Raw genomic sequence first — 6,932 nt, 5'->3', positions numbered from 1 at the left:
GCGATAGCGGAGGGGTTCCACACGTACCCATCCCGAACACGACCGTTAAGCCCTCCAGCGCCGATGGTACTTGGACCGCAGGGTCCTGGGAGAGTAGGACGCCGCCAAGCACAAAAAAGAGCACAGCCTTAATGGCTGTGTTTTTTTGTATATCCGATTCATTTATCATTCATATGAAAGGCTCATGGCATGCCTTTGGTTAAAAGCACTACAATATTCTGGTTGTTCCTTGTATAGTGCTGCCTGACGTGCTGCTTCAACTGACATCCAGCACTGTGCGATGTTAATCTATTTCAACCTGTTCTGCCTGGAGGGCACTTAAGGCTTGAAGTTTACGGGTAATTTCCTTTTGCCACTTTGTATCTCCGACTTGTACGGCAAGATTGAGAAGATCCAAATAATCATCGATATGCAGGGAGGTTTTACTAAAAGCTTCTTTCACTGCGGTCCTGCCTCCTTTAAAGTCTATGTGTATTATCTTTTAATAATGATAATCATTATCAAACTATGATCTTATTCATATTATGCCTGTCTTCTAGATAAATTGCAAGTTATGATATGAATGAATTTTGAAGCACGCAAATGAGGGCTTAAAAAAACAAACCCTTCTCCTTAAGTTCACGCATTGTTCACGTCTTTTCTATGGAACATAATGAAAAGAACAAGCGGGCATTGAGTGTCCACCGACTAGGAGGATAAATTGCGCAATGCTTCAACCAGAGGAGGAATAGGAACATGAGCAGAATAAAGATGAAAGCGTTTGCTGTTGTGGCGGCGGGCGCCTTGGCATTGACGCTGGCAGCTTGTAATAACGGACAGAGCGCAGGTCCGGGAAATTCAGGGGAAAAGGGTGGAGGCAATGTAACGAAGGATGTGACGATTACTTTTCAAAACATCAATCCTGATCCGAGCACCCCTTCGTACAAAATGATTAAGCAGATTGTAAGTCAATACGAGCAGGATCATCCTCATGTCAAAATTGAATTGGATTCGTTAAATACAGATCAGCAAAAGCTCAAGCTAAAAACACAAGCAGCAGCGAAGGAAGTACCGGATATTACGATTGTAAATCCGGCTGCACAGATGAAGCCATTTGTAGATGCCGGGCTATTGGCACCATTAAATGATGTAGCTGATAAAGAGGGGTTAAAAGATACGTTTCAGGATGGCCTTCTTAATTACTATAGCTTCGATGATAAACTTTATGCTTTTCCGGATGGTAACAATATAGAAGTGGTCTTTTTCAACAAAGAGCTGTTCGAGCAGGCGGGAATTCAAAAGTTGCCGACTACCTTTGATGAGCTGATTACGACGGTCAAGACACTAAAAGCGAAGGGAATTACTCCAATTGCTATTGGGGAAAAGGATTCATGGACCGGTTCCCTCCTTTTTATGAATATTCTGTTGCGTACGAATGAAGGACCAAACTTCCTCAATGATGTGCTGGATGGCAAAAAGACGTTTAACGACCCGGCTTTTGTGGAAGCTGTGGATGCGTTCCAGGAATTGGTGCAGGCTGGGGCTTTCCCGGATGGAGCCACATCTATTGACTATAATGCAGGCGGTAATATTTTTAAAACAGGAAAAGCTGCGATGTATATCATGGGCACTTGGGAAACAGGTTCTATTGATGCTTCCCCGGTAGCGGGTAAGGTCGGAGCGTTTCAGTTCCCTACGGTGAATGGCAAAGGGAATGTAAATGAGTATGTCATCGCGCCAGGTAGCGCGTTTGCGGTATCTGCGAATAGTGAACATTTACAGGAGACGAAGGACTTTCTGCACTATTTTATTACAGAGATGCCCAAGATTCAGTTTGATCTGAAAAATGCAATTGGCAGTGGTCAGAAAATGAAAGGCGATCTGAAGGAAGCGGGTTATTCCGAACTAGCCATTAGTCTCAATGAGCTGTTCAAAAATGTAAAAGGAGGAGACCTCGCTTTTGATAATACGATGAATCCGGCTATTGCGCAGGCGCATCTAAGTAGCATTCAAAACCTGTTTGTGCAACAAGAAGACTCTGCGCAAGTTGCGAAGGAACACCAGAACACTTTTGAAGCCAATAAATAAGTGAGGATTTTGCAAAATCCTGAAGTAGCGGACTCTAGGGGAGGGAGCGAAGGTACTCTTCCCTGATTCGCAATCACATATGGTTAAGCATCCCCAGAAGATACTCCGAATCAACACAAAGGAGATTAGAGCATGAATGTACTGAAGGTGCCGGCACGCACAATTGCCGTTTTCGTGCTGCCCTGCCTGTTGCTGTATACCTGTATGGTATTTGTTCCGATTCTGGTATCTGTGTATTGCGGGTTGCTAGATTGGAACGGAATTGCAGAGGCGAAGTTTGTGGGGCTAGCTAATTTCAAACGAATTTTTACAGCCGATCCAGTGTTCTGGCCGTCCGTGAAGCGGACGATGATGTTCGCTGTATTTTCCATGCTGGAAATTCCACTCTGTCTGCTGCTGGCGATTTTACTCAATCGTTATGTGCGTAAGGCAAATACATTGGTAACGATGTATTTTCTGCCGGTCATTCTATCGGTGGTCATTATCGGGCAGTTGTGGAAAACGATCTATAATCCGGCCTCGATGGGTGGGATGCTGAACGGTATTTTGATGGCGGTCGGGCTGGAAAGCTGGACACGCTCTTGGCTGACGGAACCACAGATAGCGATGTATGCTCTATATTTTGTATCGTTGTGGCAATATTTTGGCTACCATTTGCTTATCCAGTTTACCGGTGTACAAAATATACCCAATGAGCTGTATGAAGCAGCTAAAATTGATGGGGCAGAAGGATTCAAAGCAGACCGTTACATTACGTTGCCACTCATTGTGCCTATTTTCAAAATATCTATTGTATTAGCCTTTATCGGGTCCTTGCAATCGTTTGATTTGATCTGGGTGATGACGGGTGGAGGACCGGCCCATGCGACGGATACAGTATCCACGTATATGTACAATATGTCCTTTTTATCTATGAAATACGGGTATGGCAGTGCATTGGCTTCGTTTCTCGTAGTAATCTGCTTGTCATTTACAATTGTGATAAATTTTGTTTTCAAACGGATCGAAAATAAGGTAAGCTAAAGGAGATGGGACTGTTGAACGCCTTGAAAAAAACGGGAGTCTTCTCCCTGTTGGCTGTCTTAGTGGTCACGCAGCTGTATCCACTCTTTTGGTTGTTGACCTATTCGTTGAAGACGAATGAAGAGATATTAAGTTCAAGCTTCTTTGCACTCCCTCAAGTGCCCCAGTGGCACAACTATCAGGAAGCCTATGAATCGGGGAGCTACTTGCGTTATTTAGGAAACAGTGTGCTGGTGACTGGGGTTACGATGATGTTCGTCATTGTATTAAGCTCGATGACTGCTTATGCAATTACACGTTTTCGCTGGCGTTTCGGGGCTGTTGTACTGACGTTGTTTTTGGTCGGGATGATGATCCCCATGCAAGCTACACTGCTACCGCTGATGGTGATGTTTAAAAACGTCCATATTCTGAATACGTATTTCTCGCTGATTTTACCCTACATTGCTTTTCAGACACCGATTGCGGTCTTCATCCTATCCGGCTTTATGCGGTCCATTCCCCACGAAATTGAAGAATCCGCCTACATTGACGGAGCGAGCATTTATCGTATCTTCCGCAGTGTAATCTTACCCATCTCGATTCCGCCTATCATGACAGTGTGTATTTTAACTTTCATTAATATCTGGAATGAATACATTATGGCTGCCACCTTTATCTCGTCCGAAAAGCTAAAAACTCTCCCTTTCGGCGTTTATACGTTTGTCAGCCAGTATTCTGTGAACTACGGCAATATTGGTGCTTTTCTAGTTATGGGAGCCTTACCGGTCATTATTATTTATTTTGCCCTGTCCGAAAAAATCACCAAGGGCATGGTTGCAGGAGCGGTTAAAGGATAGGCGGCCGATGCGAAAGGAGCGCACGGAGGTATGATGCGCCGTTTTCAATCCATTCAATACCGCTTGTTTGTTCTGTTCCTATTGAGCATGTCCAGCATTGTGCTGGCGGTCAGTCTATTATTTTACAACCGTACTACAGTGCAGTTCCATGATAAGATCAGCGAGCTTGCACGTAAAAATGTATCTCAGACAGCAGGACTGTTCGAATTGCTGCTCGACAGCTATAACAGTCTTTCCAAGTCGATCAGCAACAATATGGATTTGGTTCGTCTGCTGACGACAGATCATAGTGATTTACCTGCTGTCAATTACATCAACGAACGTACGATTACAAATATCCTTGGAGCCATCTACTATTCGCGGGAGGATCTAATCGGCATTCATGTCATCACAGACACAGGCAAGGTATACAATTATGGCAATTATATGAATGTCATTGATACTCATTACGAGCATACGGAATGGTACAGGGAAATTCGAAGATCGGCGGGCAAAATTGCATGGCTGGGTGTTTATCCTCACTCTGTCATCGACCAAGTGGAAACCAGACCTGTGTTTGCATTCGGACGGCAGCTCTATGATCTGGATGAACACAAGCCGATTGGTATTGTTCTGTTTGAGGCTGAACCACGTTCAGTATTGTCCGCTCTCCACAATTTGCGGCTGAGCACTAATAGTCAGGTATATCTGTTGGGCCATGAAAATCGAATTGTATCGGCTACTTCTTCTGATCCGCCACCAGATTTGCGAAATCTACAGCAACAGGTCCCGGAGGAGGATGTAATTGTAGATCGGAATAATGAGAGAGTTGTAATCGCTTCCAAACTTCCGTTTGCCGATTGGTCGGTGATTAGTGCGACACCCAGTGAGGATCTGAACGTAGAACTGGCGCAAAATCAAAGATACTTATTTATCGTGGCACCTATACTCATTATGGTGTCAGCGCTAATTGCGTCCATCGTCTCTAGGAGCATCTCCCATCCGCTCAAACGAGTTATTCGGGAAATGAAACGGGTAGAGACAGGCAATTTTCGTCACACGGTAAACATCGAATCCTATGAAGAAATCAACCAGTTGGCTACTTCTTTCAACCATATGGTAAGACAGATTGCAGAACTGATTGAGTTAGTGCGTATATCATCGGTCAGCGAAAAAAATGCGGAGCTGCACGCTCTACAGACGCAGGTTAATCCACATTTTCTGTACAATACGCTGGATATGATCTATTGGATGCTGGATGAAAAGGGACAGGATCAGCTCGGTGAGGTGGTTCTCTCCTTATCCCATATGTTCCGTTACAGCAGTCACTGGGAAGAGGGAGCCGATGTAAGTCTTCGAGAAGAGGTAGAGCAAGTCGGCCACTACCTCACCATTATCCAAGCTCGGCTGGAGGGCAGGGTATCTGTTGACGTCAACATTGAGGAACAATGGCTGGATATCCGTTTGCCCAAAATGACCTTACAGCCGTTAATTGAAAATGCGGTGAAACACGGGCTGGAGCCTCTTCATGCAGATACAGGTGGCAAACTGCTCGTCAGAGCGGAGGAGTATGGCGGTGTATTGAGTCTGCATATCATAGACAATGGTGTAGGGATGGAATATGAACGATGGGAGGTGGTCCAGGTCGCTTTGGCAGAACCCGGCAAACAGGCGGGCAGCGGGCAGGCGGGAGGCATCGGCCTGCAAAACCTAAATTTACGGCTACGGCACATGTTCGGAGAAGAGTACGGCCTACGGATATCCAGCACACCAGGGGCCGGAACGACAGTCACTGTAAGTGTGCCTCTGCCACAGAAGGAGGAGAAACATGAATATTCTGATAGCTGACGATGAAAATATGATTCGACAGGGGATTCGGCGTACTATTGGCCAAGCTCTACCAACCTGCGGCATTCATCTCGCTGCTTCCACCGAGGAAGCAGCAGGCATTCTGGCGGAGCATCCTGTGGATATTGTATTGACTGATATCCTGATGCCCGGTATGGATGGTCTGGAGTTCATGCGTATTTCCAAGCGAAAGCATCCTCATCTGCAGTGGGTTGTCATTTCGGCCCATTCCGACTTCCAATATGCGCAAAGAGCAGTAAAGCTGGGTGCCAAAGACTACCTGTTAAAGCCAATCGGCAAAAAGAAGCTACTGGAATGCATTGAAATGTTAGCAGCCGAAGCGCTCGTGGCCTCGCAACAGGCGAACGAGGGCAGGCTTCTTAAATCCAATATGGTTTATTTACGTGAAGCTGTTTTCCAACGTTATGCACTCGGATTGGATACGGGGAAGCTGGATATACAGCCTTTCGTCGAAAATTATCCAGAATTCCATCTTTTTATGGTTCGCATGGAACCTGATCACAAGCAGACACATTTGGAGCATTTTATGATTGAAAATGTACTGTCCGAGCTCATTGAGGCTGGAGGCAGCGGTTTTGTCGTCAGTCTAGACCGCCATAGTCTGCTGGGGATTGCAAGGCTAAGGGATGAAGCAGAGGCTGCACGGTTAGAGATGTTGCTTGAATCCCATTTGAAGCGTTATGTCAGAGTGCCTCTGCAAATTACACGTTCAGGTGTCCACCACAATTTCTCATCCATACCTGAAGAGGTGGCACGACTAAGACGAACGCCAGAAGAGATTGCAGCCGCAGCAGCGGATACAGGAGAATGTCTCCGCAAGGGCATGCATACAGTTGATGTAGCATTGCAGTATATTCGGGCTCACTTTACAGAGGAGCTGTCACTGGAAAAAGTGGCCTCAATCGTATTTTTAAATCCGGTGTATTTCAGCCAGCTATTCAAGCAAAAGACGGGACAAGGCTATAAGGATTACGTCATTTCCTTGCGTATGGAAGAGGCGAAGCGGCTGCTAAATGATCCTCATCTGCGGCTGGCTGATATTTCCGAGCGGATCGGCTATCAAGATATGAGGCATTTTACACAGGTATTTCGGCGCAAATGTGGAATGACTCCGACCGAGTATCGGCATCAGGAAGTCAAGTAAGGCGATATCAA

At 45.7% G+C, this 6,932-nt stretch carries 6 protein-coding genes and 1 rRNA gene; 6 read left to right on the top strand and 1 reads right to left on the bottom strand.

Going from position 1 to position 6,932, the window contains the following annotated elements; translation table 11 throughout:
• Window positions 1–110, top strand: a 5S ribosomal RNA gene (gene rrf / locus ACU1JV_RS25850); the annotation flags it as partial.
• A 173-nt stretch (window positions 111–283) separates the two neighbouring features.
• Here the strand turns inward: rrf and ACU1JV_RS25845 are convergent.
• A complete protein-coding gene (locus ACU1JV_RS25845; RefSeq protein WP_013369026.1) occupies window positions 284–442 on the bottom strand; it encodes a hypothetical protein in 159 nt (52 codons plus the stop codon).
• Between the two features lie 293 nt (window positions 443–735).
• Between ACU1JV_RS25845 and ACU1JV_RS25840 the strand changes: the two genes are divergently transcribed.
• The 5 genes from ACU1JV_RS25840 to ACU1JV_RS25820 all read left to right on the top strand — a co-directional run bounded on the left by ACU1JV_RS25840 (window position 736) and on the right by ACU1JV_RS25820 (window position 6,921).
• Complete coding sequence (locus ACU1JV_RS25840) at window positions 736–2,067, top strand: extracellular solute-binding protein (RefSeq protein ID WP_413987372.1); 1,332 nt, start codon at window positions 736–738, stop codon at window positions 2,065–2,067.
• Between the two features lie 132 nt (window positions 2,068–2,199).
• Window positions 2,200–3,090: a carbohydrate ABC transporter permease gene (locus tag ACU1JV_RS25835; protein WP_013369028.1), complete on the top strand. Its 891-nt coding sequence runs from the start codon at window positions 2,200–2,202 to the stop codon at window positions 3,088–3,090.
• Between the two features lie 5 nt (window positions 3,091–3,095).
• Window positions 3,096–3,929, top strand: a complete 834-nt coding sequence (locus tag ACU1JV_RS25830; RefSeq protein WP_014599411.1) for a carbohydrate ABC transporter permease — start codon at window positions 3,096–3,098, stop codon at window positions 3,927–3,929.
• Between the two features lie 30 nt (window positions 3,930–3,959).
• Entirely contained in the window at window positions 3,960–5,756 is a 1,797-nt protein-coding gene (locus ACU1JV_RS25825) for a sensor histidine kinase (protein WP_413987373.1), read from the top strand.
• Window positions 5,737–6,921, top strand: a complete 1,185-nt coding sequence (locus ACU1JV_RS25820; protein ID WP_413987374.1) for a response regulator transcription factor — start codon at window positions 5,737–5,739, stop codon at window positions 6,919–6,921. The genes ACU1JV_RS25825 and ACU1JV_RS25820 overlap by 20 nt, the downstream gene beginning before the upstream one ends.
• The last annotated feature ends 11 nt before the right edge of the window (window positions 6,922–6,932 follow it).

The sequence above is a fragment of the Paenibacillus sp. T2-29 genome, from assembly GCF_052921365.1.
This window is presented reverse-complemented; position numbering and strand designations above follow the sequence as displayed.

Bases quoted from the DNA above. Each gene is read 5' to 3' on its own strand.
- ACU1JV_RS25840 (WP_413987372.1), top strand. From the start codon at position 736: ATGAGCAGAATAAAGATGAAAGCGTTTGCTGTTGTGGCGGCGGGCGCC.
- ACU1JV_RS25835 (WP_013369028.1), top strand. From the start codon at position 2,200: ATGAATGTACTGAAGGTGCCGGCACGCACAATTGCCGTTTTCGTGCTG.
- ACU1JV_RS25830 (WP_014599411.1), top strand. From the start codon at position 3,096: ATGGGACTGTTGAACGCCTTGAAAAAAACGGGAGTCTTCTCCCTGTTG.
- ACU1JV_RS25825 (WP_413987373.1), top strand. From the start codon at position 3,960: ATGATGCGCCGTTTTCAATCCATTCAATACCGCTTGTTTGTTCTGTTC.
- ACU1JV_RS25820 (WP_413987374.1), top strand. From the start codon at position 5,737: ATGAATATTCTGATAGCTGACGATGAAAATATGATTCGACAGGGGATT.